We start from the raw sequence: 17,052 nt of genomic DNA, 5'->3' as shown, positions 1-17,052 counted from the left end.
AAACTCACTAATGTGACCAAAGAATAACATGGATGGTGTATTGGTCATACCAAAATTGATATGCATCAAATTTTTATGCCGAAAAGATAAACAAAAAGGGCCAGCGCATGGCTGACCCTTTCGAAAATCCCTGTCTGAGACGTATTTTAGCCCAGCGTTTTGAAGGCTTTTATACGTTGCAAATGTGGTGAGATATTTTTGAATTTATGGGTCTGTTCCTGATCCCATACAATTTCATAATAGTGATGCAACAGCTCTGCGGCGCGCACGTTATCCAGCGCTTCATCATTATGCGACAAAATTGCCAGGCAGCGATCGCGGTTTTTCTCGCGGAAGTTTTGCACGCACTTGGTCGAGATATCGGTGTATTCCTCAGGTCGGTCGATTTTCCCTTCCATGTTCTCTTGCGGGAACAAATTCGGGTTAAAGATCACCTGGCGAATATCACACAAGAAACCGATACGTTCGGCCCAAAAACCGCCCAATCCCACACCACAAATCAATGGGCGCTCATCGGCACTGAGTTGCAGCATTTTGTCGACTTCTTTAAGCAAATGCTGCATATCGTGTTTCGGATGCCGCGTGCTGTAACTGATCAGCCGCACGTCCGGGTCGATAAACTGGAGTTGCAGCACTTTTTCATGGTTACCGGGACTGTTGGAGTCGAAACCGTGTAAATAGATAATCATTGCATCCTCACCACACGAATTCAGGCCAGTTGGCCCGAGGAGTTAAAGACCCGCCTTGTGGGCTTGCCACTGCTCATGCAGCGCCTCAAGTTGCTGGTTTGCTTCCTTCCAGCGCGCTGACGACATCAGCTCCTGGCGGGTAAATGAACCTTTATGATACAAACCTGTAACACGCTCTGCTTTGACCGGAGACAGGTTATCTAACACGCTAACCGCACCATTACGATTATTGCAGACCAGGATCATATCGCAACCTGCATCCAGCGATGCCTGTCCGCGCTCGGCATAACTGCCCATAATCGCTGCCCCTTCCATCGACAAATCGTCAGAGAAGATCACGCCGTTAAAGCCGAGTTCGCCACGCAATACAGTTTTTAGCCAGTGCGTGGAACCGCTGGCCGGGCGCGGGTCAACATCGGTGTAGATAACGTGCGCGGGCATAATCGCATCGAGTTTGTTATCAGTAATCAGCGTGCGGAAAATCTGCATATCGTGTTCACGAATCAATGCTTCTTCACGCGGGTCACGCGGGGTTTCTTTGTGCGAATCAGCGGTCACTGCACCGTGGCCCGGGAAATGTTTGCCGGTCGTTTTCATGCCAGCCGCATGCATGCCGTCGATGAATCGAGTCGCCATCGCCAGCGCTTTGCGCGGATCTTCATGGTATGAACGCTCACCAATCGCGGCACTAATATGGCCGATATCCAGAACCGGCGCAAAGCTGATGTCGATATCCATGGCAATCATTTCACTCGCCATCAACCAGCCCGCTTCTTCAGCCAGTTTGCCGCCCTGCTCCAGACCGTGTAATGCGGCAAAAGATTGTGCCGCTGGCAAGAGTGTAAAACCTTCACGGAAACGTTGAACGCGCCCGCCTTCCTGGTCGACAGCCACCACCAGGCGATTACGCGAGGCTTCGCGGATTTGGCGCACCAGCTCACGCAATTGCTCGGGATCGTGATAGTTGCGGGTAAACAGAATCAGCCCACCGACCAGCGGGTGTTTGAGGATTTCGCGTTCTTCGGCATCCAGCTCAAAGCTTGCCACATCTAACATTACCGGGCCCACATCTACCTCTCTTAATTAGTTCTTGTCCCGCAGCAGGCGCCAGGCCTCATCTGCAAGAGTTATAAATATTCTGTCCTGCGTTTGCCGCCAGCGGCATTCATACCAGGATGCCATCAGTATAATGACCCATGGCCGCCAGCGCGCAACCTGACGGGTTAGCGTTTCCAGCGAGATATGGCTCAACTGTGCGTAGGCTTTAATCAGCGAATCATCACCCATATTGTTGGCAGCCATAATGGCGGCAAGTTCCAGCGCGATATCACCGTCTCCGGCATATTCCCAGTCGATCAATTTCAGACCGGCTGGACTGCGCACCAGGTTGCCCGGATGGACATCCATATGCAACGGAGCCAGACGCAGCGGTTTAGGCTCGCCCCGCCGCTTCATCTTTTTAAGTAACCGTAGCCAGAGCAACGTTCTTCTTTCCGGCGCGGCACTGAGCCAATAATGTTCAAGCACCGGCAACAGACTGATTCGCCAGCCAAAACAGGCATGATGGTGCAAATCATACAACAATGAAGTTAGCGATTGCAGTGAGGGGAGTTCCGATTTCACTTCGCCATTGAGCCATTCGACGATTAACCAGCCTTTGGCCTGGCAAACGGGGCGCGGGCCGATGCCAGGAGTCAAATGCATTAAGGCGCGATATTGCCGCTTGAGGGAAACACCCGGCATGGGGGAATCAGGCTGTTCCCTGGCGACATATTCATCCTCGCCGAGACTGAAATGCAGACTGCCGCCGCTCAATCCTTCAAGCGCAGAAACGCAACCGGCGGCCTGAGCCGCCGGAAGATACTGTTTAATCACACTTTGCAGCGTTGAATTATTGGGTTTGTTGAACTGCACCGTTACCTGACCAAATAATTTCGCCGGTTTGCACCAGCATCAACTGCATTTTAAGCGTTGGCGCATTCACGTTGCCGCTGGCATTGCTGTAAAGAACGTATTGCGCGCCCACTTTACGGGCAATACCGATAGCTTTGCTGCGCGAACCGAGACTGTCTTGTGGCGATAAACCCAACTCTTGTTTCGCGATTGAAAGCTGCTGCGCAGAAACCAGGGTGAATTTAGTGTTGTTCGCCAGCGCCCCGCGCAAAGATTCTGTTGCTTTGCCGGTTTGCAGCGAGCCATTGGTATGGTTATTAACGCTGTCCACCAGCAGTACGCCACCCGCGGTCACTCCATCGGCCTGCAGCATTTTCCCGACCATCGGTTGCATTGCGCTGCTCCAGTCGTAGTTGCGGACTTTTGGCGTGGCTGGAATAGTCGGTTGCGGCTGCTCGATTGGGCCAGGTTGAGTCGGCACAGTCGGCACCGTTGGAACGGTCGGCACTGGCTCTACAGGCTGCTGCGGAGTCGGTTTAACTTCTTCCACAGGTGCTGGTGCTTCGCCACGATTAATACACCCTGATAAAATCATCGCCGCAGCGAGAATGACCAGATATCGATGGATTCCCTTAATCAAAATTCACCCCTTATAAAGAGAGATAAAGACGGACTTTACGTGCGTCTGGATAACTGGCGATAGATGACACCGAAACGCTGGATTTTGCTGGTAGCGTAATCGTGCGCGGTTGTTCGAGAGGATGGATCTCCAACCCCTTTGCGTCATACCAATAAAAACGATAGGTAATGACAACCGGCTTAGACTGCTCATTATACAACTCACTACGTGAAACGGTGGCACCATTGTCATTTGAAATATCTGGTTTTTCAGCACTGATCCCCGCTGCCAGCACCGAGGCTTCCATCACCAGCGATTGCCCATCGTTGACAGGAATGGCCGGTTTTGAGCTACAACCCACCATCAATACGGCGGTGAGAAGTAATAACAGCGAGTGAGTTTTCATTAACTTATCCTTTGTGCGCAAGCATAGGCCCCAGTATGCGGCCACCGAGCAGGTGCATATGGATATGGTAAACTTCCTGCCCGCCATGGCGATTACAGTTCATGATCAAACGATAGCCATCTTCGGCAATCCCTTCCTGCTCTGCAATTTTAGCCGCAACAGTCAACATGCGCCCTAAAGCCAGTTCATGTTCTGTGGTGACATCATTAACCGTTGGTATCAGGATATTAGGAATAATCAGGATGTGAGTTGGAGCCTGGGGCGATATGTCGCGGAATGCAGTGACTAGCTCATCTTGATAAACGATATCTGCCGGAATTTCGCGGCGGATAATTTTGCTGAAAATAGTTTCTTCGGCCATGACGTTACCTTTATTTATTCATTGTGTGACGGGCATAACGTAAGAGTATGAGCGAGTTACTCACCCTCTTTCAACCTTAACCCATTATTTCTTTATTTCCCCTTTGGCGATGAAATTACCGCCGATGCCGTAATTCCCCTCGTTTATCCGTTATCAAAACAACATTTCATTTGGCGTGTAACAAATGTTTACACCGCATGAACGAATGCGTATATTTCTCATTTGCATTTTCATTCAAATGAGATATGCAAAACACAATGTACTTAGTGACCGGATTTCACTGGCACTGGGACACAACTTCCAACATTGATTAAGGGTTTATGATGTCTTTCACCATTTCTACCAGGGATGGACGGCACGCGCCTGCCTGCACACTCTCTACGCTGGCTTCCTGTATCGCCTTCGCACTTATCCCTTCCACCGCGTTTTCAGCAGAAAAGAATAGTGAAGAAACTCTGGTGGTTGAAGCCGCGCAGACTAACGCCAGCGCGGCTGAAGATGCACAAGATTACAGCGTGAAAACGACGACCAGCGGCACCAAAATGTTGTTAGTGCCGCGCGATATTCCTCAGTCTGTGAGCATTATCAGCGAACAGCGAATGAAAGATCAGAAGCTGGAATCCATCGGCGACGTGCTGAGTAATACGGTAGGTATCAGTGAAACTTATGCCGATTCAGACCGCGCCACTTACTACGCGCGCGGTTTTGCCATTGATAACTTTATGGTGGATGGCATCCCGACGTTGTTTGAGTCCAACTGGAATCTCGGCGACGCCATTTCTGATACGGCCATTTATGAACGCATTGAAGTGGTGCGTGGGGCTAACGGCCTGACAACGGGATCGGGCAACCCTTCGGCGGCGATTAACATGGTGCGTAAACACGCTGACAGCCGCGAATTTACCACCAGCGTTTCAGCGGAATACGGAAGCTGGGATAAACAACGTTATGTGGCAGATTTGTCCACCCCGCTGACGGACAACGGCAATGTTCGTGGGCGCATGGTCGCGGGTTATCAGGACAACGACAGTTGGGTTGACCGTTATAACCAGAAGAAAAAATTCTTTTATGGCGTTGTGGATGCCGACCTGGGCGATGCGACCACCCTGTCGGTGGGATATGACTACCAGGAAACCAATGTGAATAGCCCAACCTGGGGCGGTATTCCACGCTGGTACACCGATGGCAGCAAAACAGATCCTGACCGCAGCTACAGTGCCGCGCCTGACTGGGCCTACAACGACAAAGAATCAAAGCGTACTTTCGCCACCATCAAACAAAAGCTGGGTTATGACTGGCAACTCACGTTCAACGCCACTCATACGGAAACAACGATGGAAAGCCAGCAGCTTTACCTGGATGGCCTGGTTGATAAAACCAGCGGCATGTTGGTCAGCCCGTATGGCCCGTCGTATCCGTATGTTGGCGGCACCGGCTATAACACCGGTAAGCGTAAAGTTGATGCGATAGATACTTTTGCCAACGGTTCATATGAGCTGTTTGGCCGCCAGCATGAACTGATGATCGGCACTAGTTACACGCACCAGAACAATACTTACTACAGTTCATGGGCCAATATCGCCGACACGGAGCTGGGGAATTACAACGACTACACCGGTGATTTCCCTGAAACCAACTGGAGCCCGTTAAGCCTGGCGCAGAAAGATACCATTCATCAAAAATCGGCCTATATGGCGACCCGCATTACCCTTGCCGATCCGCTGCACCTGATCGTTGGCGCTCGATATACTAAATACAATCTGGACACGCTGAACCAACAACTTGAGAAAAATAATACTTCTCCATACGCTGGCGTGGTGTTTGATATCAACGATACCTGGTCGACTTACGCCAGTTACACCTCGGTCTTCAAGCCGCAAACTCAGCGCGATATGGAGCAGAAATACCTTTCGCCTATTACCGGCAATAACTACGAAGCCGGTTTGAAGGCAGACTGGATGAACAGCAGGCTGACCACGTCGATGGCCGTTTTCCGCATCGAGCAGGATCATCTGGCGCAATCTACCGGTGAAGTGATTCCGGGGACTAACGGTGAAACGGCTTATCGCGAAGCCAACGGCACGGTAAGCCGTGGCGTTGAATTTGAAGTGAATGGCGCGCTGACGGATAACTGGCAGATGACGTTTGGTGCAACGCGCTACGTTGCAGAAGACAGTGAAGGTGATGCGGTCAACCCTAACCTGCCGCGTACCAGCGTCAAGCTGTTTACCAGCTATCGTCTGCCAATGCTCCAGGCACTTGCCGTGGGCGGTGGCGTGAACTGGCAAGACCATGTGTGGTCTGATGTTCCTGTTCCTGGCGGCACTTATCGTTCAGAGCAAGGCAGCTTCGCCCTGGTTGATTTGTTCGCCCGTTATAACGTGACGAAAGCCTTCTCAGTACAAGCCAACGTCGATAACCTGTTTGATAAATCCTACGACACCAACGTCGATAGCCGCGGGATTGTCTACGGCGCACCGCGTAACTTCTCTGTTAGCGCGAATTATACTTTCTAACTCGTCTACAAAACCTAAATTTCGGCAATAAAAAAAGGAGGCCAATGGCCTCCTTTAGTTCTCCCCAACTACTTTTTAGCTGTTACGGATCCACTCATCCATTTCAGTTTTCAGGTTATCGGATTTAGTACCGAAGATTGCCTGAACACCTGAACCAGCTACGACTACACCTGCTGCACCCAATTTCTTCAGGCCAGCCTGGTCGACTTTAGAAATGTCGGCCACGCTAACACGCAGACGGGTAATACACGCATCCAGGTTAGTGATGTTTTCTTTACCGCCGAACGCGCTTACCAGAGCTGGAGCCATTTCGCTTGTGGAAGTGGTTGTCGTCTCTGAAGTCGCGTCTTCACGACCTGGAGTTTTCAGGTCAAGTGCTTTAATCAGCACGCGGAACACGGTGTAGTAAATCGCTGCGTAGCACAGGCCTACGATTGGGAACAACCACAGTTTGCTGCTGTTTCCGCTCAACACGATGAAGTCAATCAGACCGTGAGAGAAGGAAGTACCGTCACGCATACCCAGAAGGATACATATTGGGAACGCCAGGCCTGCCAACACCGCGTGGATGATGTACAGGATTGGAGCAACGAACATGAAGGAGAACTCGATTGGCTCGGTAATACCGGTCAGGAACGAGGTCAGTGCAGCGGAGATCATGATACCGCCGACTTTTGCACGGTTCTCAGGTTTCGCTGAGTGCCAGATTGCGATAGCAGCAGCAGGCAGACCGTACATTTTAAACAGGAAGCCACCAGACAGTTTGCCCGCAGTTGGGTCGCCTGCCATGTAACGTGGGATATCGCCGTGGAATACCTGACCTGCAGCGTTGGTGTATTCACCAATTTGCATCTGGAATGGAACGTTCCAGATGTGGTGCAGACCGAACGGTACCAGGCAGCGCTCTACGAAACCGTAGATGCCGAATGCCACAACCGGGTTCTGGTAAGCAGCCCACTGTGAGAAGGTCTGGATAGCCGTACCGATTGGAGGCCAGATGAAGGACAGCACAACGCCCATGAAGATCGCAGCCAGACCAGAGATGATCGGCACGAAACGTTTACCAGCGAAGAAGCCCAGGTATTCTGGCAGCTTGATGCGGTAGAAACGGTTAAACATGTAGGCTGCAATGGCACCCGAGATAATACCGCCCAGAACACCGGTATCAGCCAGGTGTTTTGATGCGATCTCTTCAGCAGGTAAATGCAGAACCAGCGGTGCAACGACTGCCATGGTTTTAACCATGATGCCGTAGGCAACCACAGAGGCTAATGCAGAAACGCCATCGTTATTTGTGAAGCCTAATGCCACACCGATAGCAAAGATCAGCGGCATGTTGGCGAATACTGAACCGCCCGCCTCCGCCATAACATGAGAAACCACTGCTGGCAGCCAGCTGAAGTTTGCAGAACCGACGCCCAGCAGGATACCTGCGATAGGCAGTACGGATACTGGCAACATCAGCGATTTACCCACCTTTTGCAGGTTAGCAAATGCATTCTTAAACATAATTGAGAGTGCTCCTGAGTATTTGTGCTTTTTTTTACGCGTTATGCGCATCGGACTGGGGGGAGATCCAGTCCATTAACAGGCATCTAAGTGCCTTTTGATTTATTACGCAGAGTAAAATAAATCGACAAAAGTTTGTTTGACGGCTATCACATTTATCCAAAGCCTATATGAAAAACTTTCATAAGTTTACATTATGAGTGTCTAAATGTTACGAAAATAGCCTGCACCGCCCTTTTTGTGGCGGTGCACTTTACTCGCTTCGATAATTAATTACGAGCTTTAAAATAAGTCTGAATTATCAGGCAGATTGCAAGCGGGAGTCAGGAATATGGAACAAAGTGGCGAAGTTTTTGGTCGTCGCGACAGCCAATTCCTCAAGAGAAACCCCTTTCAGTACCGCCATATATTCGGCTACGTCGCGCGTCATTGCCGGTTGGTTTTCCTTACCACGGTGTGGCACTGGCGCAAGATAGGGAGAATCTGTCTCTACCAATATGCGATCCAGTGGCACATAACGCGCTGCATCCCGTAACTGATCCGCATTACGGAAGGTCAGAATGCCGGAGAAAGAGATATAAAAGCCCATATCGAGCAATTTTCCAGCAGTTTCTGTGTCTTCAGTAAAACAGTGTAGTACCCCACCACAGTCTGTCACTTTCTCTTCTTGCAGAATCGACAGCGTATCGGCGCGGGCATCACGGGTATGTACGATCACGGGCTTGTTGAGTTCGCGACCAATCTGGATGTGATGGCGGAACGATTCCTGCTGGCGCGGCTTGGTTTCCGGTGTGTAGAAGTAATCCAACCCTGTTTCACCCATCGCGACCACGCCCGGATCGGCGGCCAGACGGCGAAGTTCCTCAACGTCATAATCTTCGGCTTGATTGAGCGGATGGACGCCGCACGAATACGCCACGTTATTACGCTCACCCACCAACTGGCGCATGTTGCGATAACCCTCAAGCGTTGTCGCAACGGCAAGGCAGAATTTCACATCACGCGCGGCAGCTTTTTCCAGAACGTCATCCACGCTTTTATGCAGGGATTGATAATCGAGACCATCGAGATGGCAATGTGAGTCAACGAGGAACATACAGATACTCTTAAAGATGGAAGGTCGGAAGGACTGCACCGGGTTGCATAACGCGCTCCCAGGTGAGTAATTGTTCAGTTAGCAATAATTCGCGGTTCACGCCCACGACACTCAGCAGCGATTCGCGACAATTAAACCAATTATGAAGGATAGCTTGCAGCATGGCAGGTGTCGCGCTGTTAGCCAGATTTGCCACCAGAGCGTGTTGATCGTCATTCGTCAGCCAGGATTTCGCGCCTTGCTGCCATTTGAGTGCATCAACCAACAGCGAACATAACCAATGGACACGAACGGCGGCATCGTCGCTATTTAATGCGGGCAGGAACGCCAGCATATTTTTTGTCGCGCAGGCTTCGTTAAGTTTGTCGCACAACAGTTGGCGATGTTTCCACGACTCAGGTTGCAACAATGCCAACGCGCCAGCCGGAGCGCCAGAACTCAAGCGCAATGCCGCACGAAGCTGTGCGCTATCGAGCGATATTTCACGGGCCAGCCAGGCCAGGGCAAAAGTTTCGTCAGGCGGCGTTAAATACCAGTACAGGCAACGGCTGCGTAAAGTGGCGGGTAAACGCGCCGGTTCGCGGCAACCGAGGAAAAACCAGGTGTTAGCTGGCGGTTCTTCGAGCGTTTTTAGTAAAGCATTCGCCGCCGCTTCAGTGAGCAAGCCTGCATCTTCCAGCCAGACGACTTTCGCCCCGCCCTGCTGGGCGTGGCTGTAAAGCTTCTCAGTAATTTCGCGGATAGCATCAATGCCGAGGCTCGATTTACCTTTTTCCGGCGCAACGATATAGCTGTCAGGATGTGTGCCAGCCTGCATTAACTGGCAACTACGGCATTGACCACAGCTTTTATTACCTTGCGGCGTCTGGCACATTATCCAGCGCGTGAGTGCGTAAATTAGCGCGTCATCTCCCATGCCGGATAACGAGTGAAGCAGTAACGCATGGTGCCCGCGCCCAGCCTGATACTGGCTGAGGATTTGCTCAAAAGGTGCGCGTAACCATGGATACCATTTCATTACGCCAGCCCCTTAGCCCATTCCAGAACGGCATTACGCACGTCTTGTGAAACGGCATCCAGCGTCTGTGTTGCATCAATCGTGCGGATACGGCTGTCAGCGGCGGCAAGTTCGAGGTAACGCGCACGAGTGCGGTTAAAGAAGTCGATAGATTCCTGCTCAATGCGGTCAAGTTCACCACGCGCACGGGCGCGCTTCAGGCCAACTTCCGGCGTCACATCGAGATAAATCGTCAAGTCCGGGTAGAAATCACCGAGCACGGTATTACGCAGCGCCATCAGTAATTGCTGATCGATACAACGACCGCCGCCCTGATAGGCCTGAGTCGAGAGGTCATGACGATCGCCAATCACCCACGCGCCGCGTTCCAGCGCCGGTTTGATGACTGTTTCCACTAACTGCACACGTGCTGCGTAGAACATCAGCACTTCGGCTTTATCGGTTACGATTTCATCACCGATACCTTTGTTGTTCAGCGTCAGTTCGCGCAATCTTTCTGCCAGCGGAGTGCCGCCAGGTTCACGCGTGAACACCAGATCGGTGACGCCCAGCTCTTTTAAGGTCGCAACCACCACGTTATGCGCGTTAGTTTTCCCTGCTCCTTCGAGCCCTTCGATGACGATAAATTTACTGACCATTCTTGTCCTTCAACGCTTTGATATAGACCTGCACAGCCTGATTGTGGGCTGCAAGGTTGGTATTAAATGTGTGTCCGCCCTTTCCATCCGCAACGAAATAGAGATAAGGCGTTTTTGCAGGATTAGCCGCCGCCTTTAACGACGCATCACCAGGAATAGCAATTGGCCCCGGTGGCATACCGCTAATCACATAGGTGTTGTACGGCGTCGGGGTTTCCAGATCTTTGCGCGACAGCTTACCATTATAGCTTTCGCCCATGCCGTAAATTACCGTCGGATCGGTTTGCAAACGCATGCCGATACGCAGACGGTTAATGAACACCGATGCCACCTGGTCACGTTCTGCAGCAACCGCCGTCTCTTTCTCGATGATCGAGGCCATGGTGACCAAATCGTTTGGCGTTTTGTATGGCAGGCCGTCTTTTTTGCTATCCCACGCCGTTTGTACCGCTTTGACCATTCGCTCATGGGCGCGTTTGAGCAACGCAACGTCAGTGGTATTCGCGGTGTACAACCAGGTATCCGGGAAGAACCAGCCTTCGACCCATTCCGGATGCTCGAATTTCAAAACTTCGGCAACGGTGGCATAGCTGTCATCTTTTAGCGTGTGCTGAATGTATGGTGCTTCGCGCAGTTGTTTCAACCAGTCGCTCAGACGAGTGCCTTCAACAAAACGGATTGGGAACTGCGCTTCTTTACCGCTGGCGAGTAGTTTGAGCATATCGCGCACGGTCATTTGCGGCGTGAAGCGATAAGTGCCCGCTTTAAACCTGGCAAGATCCGGCTCAATTTTCAGCAACCACTGGAAGACTCGTGGGCGATTGAGCAGCTTTTCTTCATATAATTGCTTCCCTAACGCCAGCCGGCCGGTGCCTGCTTTAAGGGTGAATATGGTTTCTTGTTGGATGGTCAAATGGCTGTTGGCAAGCTGGCGGACTTTATAAAAGCCAACGCCTGCCGCAATACCCAACACCACTAACAGCAGCAGAAAGAAACGGAGCATCTTTTTCATCGTTAATCGGTTACTCACAAAGTGGTGCTAAAAATTGATAAAGCTCACGAGATTCAAATCGCCAGTTTTCCGCTTGTTTAACAGGAACAACTGGCATTAATGCGTTGCAAATTAGCACTTCGTCAGCCTGTGCCAGCGTGTCTAATTTTTCTCGCACTTGCGTCACTTGCCACGGTGAGTCGGCAAGACAGGCAATAATATGCTGGCGCATGGTGCCATTCACACCAGATTTATCTACATAGGGCGTAAATACCCGGGTGCCTTTACGCCAGAATAAATTCGCGGCACAGCATTCCGTAAGGCACCCATCACTGTCAAGAACCAGCGCTTCCTGCGCAAGCGTCTGTTCAAGATGCGTACGAATCAGCACTTGTTCGAGGCGATTGAGGTGCTTAATGCCCGCAAGCTGCGGATTAATACCCAGTTGAATGGGACTTAATACCAGGGTGATGCCCTGTTCGCGCCATTGTGGGTAGAAAGAAGGATAAGCAGAAACAGTGAGCAGGCGTGTCGGTTGCTGGCAATTCGCCGCACTGTACCCTCGCCCGCCGCTGCCGCGCGTAATGATAACTTTCAGCACGGCCAGCTTTTCCGTCGCGGCTAATTGCAGCATCTCGCTTTTCAGCAATGACCATTCGACGAATGGAATAAGGAGTTTTTCGCAGGCTTGCTGTAAACGGATAAGATGCTGGTCTAAAAATTTGACCTCGCCATTGCTGATACGCGCAGTCGTAAAACAACCATCACCAAACTGCACGGCACGATCGTTTGCGGGTAAATTCTCCGTCCACTCACCATTGATTAAATACATAACAATTCCTCAATGTTCTGTGAGTTAAGAGTGCCAGTGCGAAGGATTTGCAGCAAGAGGGAGAAACTTTAGATGTATAAAGGGCCCGCAAGCGAGCCCTTTATATAACGACTTAGACCTTTTTAAAGATCAACGAGCCGTTTGTACCACCAAACCCGAATGAATTACACAGAGTGTATTCCATTCCTTTCACCTGGCGCGCTTCATGTGGAACAAAGTCCAGATCGCAGCCTTCGTCAGGATTATCGAGGTTAATGGTTGGCGGAATAGCCTGGTCGCGCAGTGCAAGAACAGAGAAGATTGACTCTACCGCTCCAGCAGCCCCTAACAGGTGACCGGTCATAGACTTGGTTGAGCTCACCAGAACACGGTAGGCATCTTCACCAAAAATAGTCTTAACCGCTTGCGTTTCAGCTTTATCGCCAGCAGGTGTTGAGGTGCCATGCGCATTCACATAGCCCACCATGCCCGGAGTCAGACCTGCATCACGCAGAGCATTTTCCATGGCCAGTGCCGCACCCGCGCCGTTTTCTGGCGGAGAAGTCATGTGATAAGCATCGCTGCTCATACCAAAACCAACGACTTCTGCGTAGATTTTCGCGCCACGTTTTTTAGCATGTTCGTACTCTTCGAGTACCATCATGCCAGCACCATCACCCAGTACAAAGCCATCACGGTCTTTGTCCCACGGACGGCTCGCCGCTTGTGGGTTTTCATTACGGGTAGAAAGCGCACGCGCAGCACCAAAGCCACCCACGCCCAACGGAGTACTGGCTTTTTCTGCACCACCTGCCAGCATCGCGTCTGCATCGCCATAAGCGATCATACGCGCTGCCTGACCGATGTTATGCACACCAGAAGTACACGCTGTAGCAATGGAAATGCTTGGACCACGCAGGCCGAACATAATGGTCAGGTGACCTGCCACCATATTCACGATAGTCGACGGCACAAAGAATGGGCTGATCTTACGTGGACCACCGTTGACCAACGAGGAGTGGTTCTCTTCGATAAGACCCAGACCACCAATACCAGAACCGATAGCGGCGCCGATACGGGTTGCATTCTCTTCCGTTACTTCCAGACCAGAATCCAGCATGGCCTGGTGGCCAGCAACAATTCCATATTGAATGAAGGCATCCATTTTGCGCTGTTCTTTGCGCGAAATGATGTCATCACAGTTAAAATCCTTTACTAAGCCAGCAAATTTCGTTGCATAGGCGGTAGTATCGAAATGGTCGATTAGGCTGATGCCACTCTGACCGGCAAGGAGAGCTTTCCAGGTAGACTCTACGGTATTGCCGACAGGAGACAACATGCCCAGTCCGGTCACAACTACACGACGCTTAGACACGTTTGTCCTCCAGGGAGGGAAAAAATATTACTAGTGGGACAATTAGATAAAACTCAGGCGGTCGAATGACCGCCTGGAGATGTTCACTTACGCCTGGTGACCGTTGATGTAATCAATGGCAGCCTGAACGGTGGTGATTTTCTCAGCTTCTTCGTCCGGAATCTCAGTATCAAACTCTTCTTCCAGAGCCATTACCAGCTCAACGGTGTCAAGAGAATCAGCGCCCAGGTCCTCTACGAAGGAAGCGGAGTTGATAACTTCTTCCTGCTTAACGCCCAATTGTTCGCCGATAATTTTCTTAACGCGTTCTTCGATAGTGCTCATACTCTTAAATTTCCTATCAAAACTCGCTTTCGCGATGGTTTTCGTAGTGTATAAAATGTTGAAAAAGATGCAACTAAATCCCGGCAGGTCATACCACGATTTTACGCTATTTTGCGGGCATTCGCCCAAATAACGCAAATATTTTGTATCGTGGTTAAACCATATACATTCCGCCATTGACGTGCAGGGTTTCACCAGAGATGTAACCTGCCTCGTCAGAGGCTAAAAATGCAACAGCACTGGCGATTTCTTTTGCGTCGCCTAAACGACCCGCTGGAACTTCCGCCAGTATACCCGCACGCTGTTCATCAGAAAGCGCACGCGTCATGTCCGTTTCAATAAAGCCCGGAGCAACAACGTTTACAGTAATACCACGTGACGCAACTTCACGCGCCAGTGATTTACTGAAACCGATCAGACCCGCTTTCGCCGCAGCGTAGTTTGCCTGACCAGCATTTCCCATGGTACCAACCACAGAACCAATAGTGATAATACGACCATGACGCTTTTTCATCATAGCGCGCATTACCGCTTTTGACAGACGGAATACTGATGACAGGTTGGTTTCGATGATATCGTTCCACTCGTCATCTTTCATGCGCATTAACAGGTTATCACGAGTGATACCGGCATTATTAACCAGAATATCGACTTCGCCAAATTCTGCACGAATATTTCCTAACACAGCTTCGATTGAAGCCGGATCGGTCACATTCAGCATATAACCTTTACCGTTATCGCCCAGATAATCACTGATAGCCTGCGCACCGCTTTCGCTGGTCGCAGTACCGATAACTTTCGCACCACGGGCCACTAAGGTTTCCGCGATGGCGCGGCCGATACCGCGGCTTGCGCCGGTTACCAGCGCAATTTTTCCTTCAAAACTCATGGGTTTCCCTCGTCTTATTGCTCTAGCGCCGCTGACAATGCGACCGGCTCGTTAATCGCCGATGCGGTCAGGGTGTCAACAATACGTTTTGTCAGGCCAGTCAATACCTTACCAGGCCCCACTTCCAGCAACTGGGTCACACCCTGCGCTGCCATAAATTCTACAGATTTGGTCCACTGTACTGGGCTGTACAGTTGGCGTACCAGCGCGCTACGAATAGCTTCTGGTGATGTCTCGCACTTAACGTCAACGTTATTCACAACCGGAACCGTTGGCGCGTTGAACGTAATATTTTCCAGTGCGACGGCAAGTTTATCCGCTGCGGGTTTCATCAGCGCACAGTGTGATGGCACACTGACAGGCAATGGCAGAGCACGTTTTGCACCGGCGGCTTTACAAGCTGCACCCGCACGCTCTACAGCGTCTTTGTTGCCCGCAATCACAACCTGGCCTGGTGAGTTAAAGTTCACCGGAGAAACCACTTCGCCCTGAGCCGCTTCTTCACAGGCTTTTGCAATAGACGCATCATCAAGACCGATGATGGCATACATTGCACCAGTACCTGCAGGAACCGCTTCTTGCATCAATTTGCCGCGTAATTCAACCAGACGCACCGCGTCGGCAAAATCAATCACGCCTGCACATACCAGAGCAGAATATTCGCCCAGACTGTGACCGGCCATCAGCGCAGGGGTTTTGCCGCCCTGCTGCTGCCATACACGCCACAATGCGACAGAAGCTGTCAGCAAAGCAGGCTGTGTCTGCCAGGTTTTGTTCAATTCTTCTGCTGGCCCTTGTTGAGTCAAAGCCCACAAATCATAGCCCAGAGCATCAGAAGCTTCACGGAAGGTCGCTTCAATAACAGGGTTAGCTGCTGCGATTTCTGCCAGCATACCGACTGCTTGCGAGCCCTGGCCTGGGAAAACAAAAGCAAATTGAGTCATGGTTAAATCCCTAATAATCAAAAACGAACCAGTGCTGAACCCCAGGTAAAGCCGCCGCCGAAGGCTTCGAGCAATACCAACTGACCACGTTGAATGCGTCCATCACGAACCGCTTCGTCCAGCGCTGCCGGAACAGAGGCCGCAGAGGTGTTACCGTGGCGATCAAGGGTAACCACGACGTTATCAAGCGACATACCGAGTTTCTTTGCTGTCGCGCTGATAATACGCAAGTTAGCCTGATGTGGGACCAACCAATCAAGATCGGAACGATCCAGATTATTCGCCGCCAGGGTTTCATCAACAATGTGTGCAAGTTCCGTCACTGCCACTTTGAAGACTTCGTTACCCGCCATGGTCAGGTAAGAAGGATTCTCAGGATTCAGGCGGTCCTGGTTTGGTAACGTCAGCAATTCGCCGTAGCTACCGTCAGCGTGAAGATGCGTTGAAATAATGCCTGGCTCTTCGCTTTTACCGAGAAGCACAGCACCTGCACCATCACCAAAAATAACAATTGTGCCGCGATCGTTTGGATCCAATGTGCGCGCCAGGACATCCGCACCAATGACCAGTGCGTAATCTACCGCGCCATTTTTCATATATTGATCGGCAATGCTTAATGCGTAGGTAAAACCTGCGCAAGCCGCAGCGACATCAAATGCCGGGCAGCCTTTAATGCCCAACATGCCCTGCACCTGGCAGGCAGCACTTGGGAATGCATGAGTCGAAGAGGTTGTAGCAACGATGATCAGCCCGATTTCAGACTTATCAACACCCGCCATTTCCAGGGCGCGCGTTGCCGCAGCAAAACCCATTGTTGCCACGGTTTCATTCGGTGCAGCAATTCGACGTTCACGAATACCTGTACGGGTGACAATCCACTCGTCAGAAGTATCCACCATTTTTTCCAGGTCGGCGTTGGTACGCACGTGTTCAGGCAGATAGCTGCCCGTACCAATAATCTTCGTATACATGT

At 51.1% G+C, this 17,052-nt stretch carries 18 protein-coding genes; 1 reads left to right on the top strand and 17 read right to left on the bottom strand.

The genetic code is table 11. From position 1 onward, the window contains the following. Nucleotides 1–146: 146 nt before the first annotated feature. From ycfP to hinT, 6 genes are read right to left on the bottom strand one after another with little or no spacing between them, the layout of a single operon-like run. Nucleotides 147–689: an alpha/beta hydrolase YcfP gene (gene ycfP / locus D6029_RS03405; RefSeq protein ID WP_120063419.1), complete on the bottom strand. Its 543-nt coding sequence runs from the start codon at nt 687–689 to the stop codon at nt 147–149. 42 nt (nt 690–731) lie between these two features. Continuing rightward, on the bottom strand, nt 732–1,757 hold the full coding sequence (gene nagZ, locus D6029_RS03400) for a beta-N-acetylhexosaminidase (RefSeq protein ID WP_120063418.1): 1,026 nt from the start codon (nt 1,755–1,757) through the stop codon (nt 732–734). 15 nt (nt 1,758–1,772) lie between these two features. Continuing rightward, nucleotides 1,773–2,603: a thiamine kinase gene (gene thiK / locus D6029_RS03395; RefSeq protein WP_120063417.1), complete on the bottom strand. Its 831-nt coding sequence runs from the start codon at nt 2,601–2,603 to the stop codon at nt 1,773–1,775. Then, entirely contained in the window at nt 2,581–3,177 is a 597-nt protein-coding gene (gene lpoB / locus D6029_RS03390) for a penicillin-binding protein activator LpoB (protein WP_418230242.1), read from the bottom strand. The genes thiK and lpoB overlap by 23 nt, the downstream gene beginning before the upstream one ends. Before the next feature lie 55 nt (nt 3,178–3,232). After that, entirely contained in the window at nt 3,233–3,607 is a 375-nt protein-coding gene (locus tag D6029_RS03385; RefSeq protein ID WP_120063415.1) for a YcfL family putative periplasmic lipoprotein, read from the bottom strand. A gap of 4 nt (nt 3,608–3,611) precedes the next feature. Then, nucleotides 3,612–3,968, bottom strand: a complete 357-nt coding sequence (gene hinT / locus D6029_RS03380) for a purine nucleoside phosphoramidase (RefSeq protein ID WP_120063414.1) — start codon at nt 3,966–3,968, stop codon at nt 3,612–3,614. A 323-nt stretch (nt 3,969–4,291) separates the two neighbouring features. Between hinT and fhuE the strand changes: the two genes are divergently transcribed. Further along, nucleotides 4,292–6,484: a ferric-rhodotorulic acid/ferric-coprogen receptor FhuE gene (gene fhuE / locus D6029_RS03375; RefSeq protein WP_120063413.1), complete on the top strand. Its 2,193-nt coding sequence runs from the start codon at nt 4,292–4,294 to the stop codon at nt 6,482–6,484. 75 nt (nt 6,485–6,559) lie between these two features. On the opposite strand, the gene ptsG is transcribed toward fhuE, so the two are convergent. From ptsG to D6029_RS03320, 11 genes are all read right to left on the bottom strand, one after another. Then, entirely contained in the window at nt 6,560–7,993 is a 1,434-nt protein-coding gene (ptsG, locus tag D6029_RS03370) for a PTS glucose transporter subunit IIBC (RefSeq protein WP_120063412.1), read from the bottom strand. Between the two features lie 301 nt (nt 7,994–8,294). Next, a complete protein-coding gene (locus D6029_RS03365) occupies nt 8,295–9,089 on the bottom strand; it encodes a metal-dependent hydrolase (RefSeq protein WP_120063411.1) in 795 nt (264 codons plus the stop codon). 10 nt (nt 9,090–9,099) lie between these two features. Next, entirely contained in the window at nt 9,100–10,107 is a 1,008-nt protein-coding gene (gene holB, locus D6029_RS03360) for a DNA polymerase III subunit delta' (protein WP_120063410.1), read from the bottom strand. Then, the gene (tmk, locus tag D6029_RS03355; RefSeq protein WP_120063409.1) at nt 10,107–10,745 is read right to left on the bottom strand and encodes a dTMP kinase; all 639 of its coding nucleotides are present in this window, start codon (nt 10,743–10,745) and stop codon (nt 10,107–10,109) included. Before tmk ends, holB begins: the two co-directional genes overlap by 1 nt. Further along, nucleotides 10,735–11,757, bottom strand: a complete 1,023-nt coding sequence (yceG, locus tag D6029_RS03350) for a cell division protein YceG (protein ID WP_120063408.1) — start codon at nt 11,755–11,757, stop codon at nt 10,735–10,737. The genes tmk and yceG overlap by 11 nt, the downstream gene beginning before the upstream one ends. Nucleotides 11,758–11,767: 10 nt before the next feature. Then, nucleotides 11,768–12,568: an aminodeoxychorismate lyase gene (pabC, locus tag D6029_RS03345; RefSeq protein ID WP_120063407.1), complete on the bottom strand. Its 801-nt coding sequence runs from the start codon at nt 12,566–12,568 to the stop codon at nt 11,768–11,770. Nucleotides 12,569–12,680: 112 nt separating this feature from the next. Further along, complete coding sequence (gene fabF / locus D6029_RS03340; RefSeq protein WP_120063406.1) at nt 12,681–13,922, bottom strand: beta-ketoacyl-ACP synthase II; 1,242 nt, start codon at nt 13,920–13,922, stop codon at nt 12,681–12,683. 87 nt (nt 13,923–14,009) lie between these two features. Then, nucleotides 14,010–14,246: an acyl carrier protein gene (gene acpP, locus D6029_RS03335; RefSeq protein WP_034456161.1), complete on the bottom strand. Its 237-nt coding sequence runs from the start codon at nt 14,244–14,246 to the stop codon at nt 14,010–14,012. Between the two features lie 154 nt (nt 14,247–14,400). After that, nucleotides 14,401–15,135, bottom strand: coding sequence for a 3-oxoacyl-ACP reductase FabG (gene fabG / locus D6029_RS03330; RefSeq protein WP_034456162.1), 735 nt, complete (start codon nt 15,133–15,135; stop codon nt 14,401–14,403). A 14-nt stretch (nt 15,136–15,149) separates the two neighbouring features. After that, nucleotides 15,150–16,079 carry an ACP S-malonyltransferase gene (gene fabD / locus D6029_RS03325; protein ID WP_120063405.1) on the bottom strand — a complete coding sequence of 310 codons (930 nt, stop codon included), beginning with the start codon at nt 16,077–16,079 and terminating at the stop codon, nt 15,150–15,152. Nucleotides 16,080–16,096: 17 nt separating this feature from the next. Beyond that, complete coding sequence (locus D6029_RS03320) at nt 16,097–17,050, bottom strand: beta-ketoacyl-ACP synthase III (protein ID WP_120063404.1); 954 nt, start codon at nt 17,048–17,050, stop codon at nt 16,097–16,099. Nucleotides 17,051–17,052: the final 2 nt, after the last annotated feature.

The organism is Buttiauxella izardii (assembly GCF_003601925.1).
In the GTDB taxonomy this organism is placed as follows: Bacteria; Pseudomonadota; Gammaproteobacteria; order Enterobacterales; family Enterobacteriaceae; genus Buttiauxella; species Buttiauxella izardii.
The sequence above is the reverse complement of the archived record's forward strand: the minus strand, read 5'-3'. Positions and strand labels throughout refer to the sequence as shown.

What these genes read in the sequence shown, in the direction of transcription:
- acpP (WP_034456161.1), bottom strand. Translation starts at nt 14,246, where the DNA reads ATGAGCACTATCGAAGAACGCGTTAAGAAAATTATCGGCGAACAATTG.
- ptsG (WP_120063412.1), bottom strand. Translation starts at nt 7,993, where the DNA reads ATGTTTAAGAATGCATTTGCTAACCTGCAAAAGGTGGGTAAATCGCTG.
- hinT (WP_120063414.1), bottom strand. Translation starts at nt 3,968, where the DNA reads ATGGCCGAAGAAACTATTTTCAGCAAAATTATCCGCCGCGAAATTCCG.
- pabC (WP_120063407.1), bottom strand. Translation starts at nt 12,568, where the DNA reads ATGTATTTAATCAATGGTGAGTGGACGGAGAATTTACCCGCAAACGAT.
- D6029_RS03320 (WP_120063404.1), bottom strand. Translation starts at nt 17,050, where the DNA reads ATGTATACGAAGATTATTGGTACGGGCAGCTATCTGCCTGAACACGTG.
- lpoB (WP_418230242.1), bottom strand. Translation starts at nt 3,177, where the DNA reads ATGATTTTATCAGGGTGTATTAATCGTGGCGAAGCACCAGCACCTGTG.
- tmk (WP_120063409.1), bottom strand. Translation starts at nt 10,745, where the DNA reads ATGGTCAGTAAATTTATCGTCATCGAAGGGCTCGAAGGAGCAGGGAAA.
- ycfP (WP_120063419.1), bottom strand. Translation starts at nt 689, where the DNA reads ATGATTATCTATTTACACGGTTTCGACTCCAACAGTCCCGGTAACCAT.
- fhuE (WP_120063413.1), top strand. Translation starts at nt 4,292, where the DNA reads ATGTCTTTCACCATTTCTACCAGGGATGGACGGCACGCGCCTGCCTGC.
- fabD (WP_120063405.1), bottom strand. Translation starts at nt 16,079, where the DNA reads ATGACTCAATTTGCTTTTGTTTTCCCAGGCCAGGGCTCGCAAGCAGTC.
- yceG (WP_120063408.1), bottom strand. Translation starts at nt 11,757, where the DNA reads ATGAAAAAGATGCTCCGTTTCTTTCTGCTGCTGTTAGTGGTGTTGGGT.
- D6029_RS03365 (WP_120063411.1), bottom strand. Translation starts at nt 9,089, where the DNA reads ATGTTCCTCGTTGACTCACATTGCCATCTCGATGGTCTCGATTATCAA.
- fabG (WP_034456162.1), bottom strand. Translation starts at nt 15,135, where the DNA reads ATGAGTTTTGAAGGAAAAATTGCGCTGGTAACCGGCGCAAGCCGCGGT.
- holB (WP_120063410.1), bottom strand. Translation starts at nt 10,107, where the DNA reads ATGAAATGGTATCCATGGTTACGCGCACCTTTTGAGCAAATCCTCAGC.
- D6029_RS03385 (WP_120063415.1), bottom strand. Translation starts at nt 3,607, where the DNA reads ATGAAAACTCACTCGCTGTTATTACTTCTCACCGCCGTATTGATGGTG.